This is a genomic window from Actinomadura nitritigenes (assembly GCF_017573545.1).
Lineage (GTDB): Bacteria > Actinomycetota > Actinomycetes > Streptosporangiales > Streptosporangiaceae > Spirillospora > Spirillospora nitritigenes.
This window is the reverse complement of record NZ_JAGEOK010000097.1, coordinates 1-1,480: the sequence shown is the minus strand read 5'-3', so window position 1 is coordinate 1,480 and position 1,480 is coordinate 1. Positions and strand designations below refer to the sequence as shown.

Genomic DNA, 1,480 nt, shown 5'->3' with positions numbered 1-1,480 from the left:
GTGGGGACGGGACGTTGTGAGAGACCAACCGTCCTACCAGGGGCTTCTTGACGTCCGGCACCGCCCACGCCGCCCGCGATCATGCTGTGATCAGCCCACACCGAACTGCCGCTGAAAAAGGCTCACTCTGCTCCAACTGGAGGTCGCGCGTGCCGCCGAGGATCGGGGAAGCAGCGCCACATTCGAGCCGGCGATCCCTGACTCGAGCAGACACGGAGATCTACTTATCGACGGGGACACCGATCGGCCATGGATGGTGGAGACGACGACCGTGCCCCGCGCTGCCGTCGATCGGGACTGGCAGTCCTACGAGGACGGTCTCATGGCCGCGATCCGTCAGATCGAGCTACGTCACAACGTGATCTGCACCGTCGCCCTTGATGGTCACATGGCGAAGGACGATACCCAGGCGTGGCTGGACGCCGTCGAGGCTGTCGCGAAATCGACGACCGGATCGACCGGCGCGAATCCGGTTCTGAGCGAGATCGGTGTCGTGACCGTCCACAGCGGTGCGGTCCCGGTGCCGACAGCCCGGTTCACAGGCGCGGTGCAGCAGCGCGACGGCTGGCGTCGCCTCGGCAGGACGCTGTCCGCCAAAGCCGCCCAAGTCCGCGGCCCGTGGCCGGCCTGGATCCGCGTCGACTGCCTAGACGGGTTGTTCCAGTTCACCGATTGGGCGAAGTTGGAACCGCAGGAGCGCCTCGCGGAGATCGCCGCAGCGATTCGTGAACTGGTGCAGTGGCCGGAGAACGCCGAGGGAGTCGTGCTCTCGACAGGTCCGGCTGTCAGCCTCGGAGCAACCGACCCAACCGCCGAAACAGCCACCATCCGAACCTCAGACGGATCCTTTGTCCGTCGCCTGCTCGCGCCACATCTCCTCCGGGAGACGCTCGTGATTCCGCTACGTAAGCGCGACAATGAGCGCGCCGGGTGGTGGGAACACGCATACGCAGGAGAGCCGGAGTGGCTTGACCAAGACCTTGAGGCCGCTGGCCATCCACCTCTGCGCGACTTGCGGAACGGGGCTGAGTATCACTAGTGGAGACGCTTCTCCCGCGGAGCGCCACCACGGCATTCCGACAGCTCGGTTCCCCCGGGGGAATTGAACTTGAGCCGTCCCGACGGTTCCCGACAGTGAGCCTTTTTCAGCGTGCTGCGGTTTCGCGGAGTTGCAGGGTATGGATGGCCTTGGCGATGCGGCCGGCGCGGTGGGGGCAGCAGCGCAGCTTCCGTAGGATTCGCCATGACTTGAGTTGGGCGTTCGCGCGTTCTCCGGGTCCGCGGAGCTTGGCGTGTGCACGGTTGGCGTCCTTGAGCGGTTCGGGCTTGTCACGTCCCTTGTAGGGCGTGAGGATGTGCGTGCCGGCGCCCTGGTAGGCCTTATCGGCCAGCACCGGCAGCCCGGTGGCCGCCAGGGCCCGGATGACACCCCAGATCCGGGCTGCTGTCAGGTCGTGGACCGAGCCGCGTAGTGGTCCCG

2 protein-coding genes are annotated in these 1,480 nt (G+C 66.2%); one reads left to right on the top strand and one right to left on the bottom strand.

The window, feature by feature from the left end; genetic code table 11:
- Positions 1 to 253 precede the first annotated feature (253 nt).
- Complete coding sequence (locus tag J4557_RS49020; protein WP_208274821.1) at positions 254 to 1,039, top strand: hypothetical protein; 786 nt, start codon at positions 254 to 256, stop codon at positions 1,037 to 1,039.
- A 106-nt stretch (positions 1,040 to 1,145) separates the two neighbouring features.
- Here J4557_RS49020 and J4557_RS49015 read toward each other — a convergent pair.
- Positions 1,146 to 1,480 (bottom strand): transposase family protein (locus J4557_RS49015; protein WP_243775100.1); only part of this gene is annotated, 335 nt, incomplete at its 5' end.

What these genes read in the sequence shown, in the direction of transcription:
- J4557_RS49020 (WP_208274821.1), top strand. Translation starts at nt 254, where the DNA reads ATGGTGGAGACGACGACCGTGCCCCGCGCTGCCGTCGATCGGGACTGG.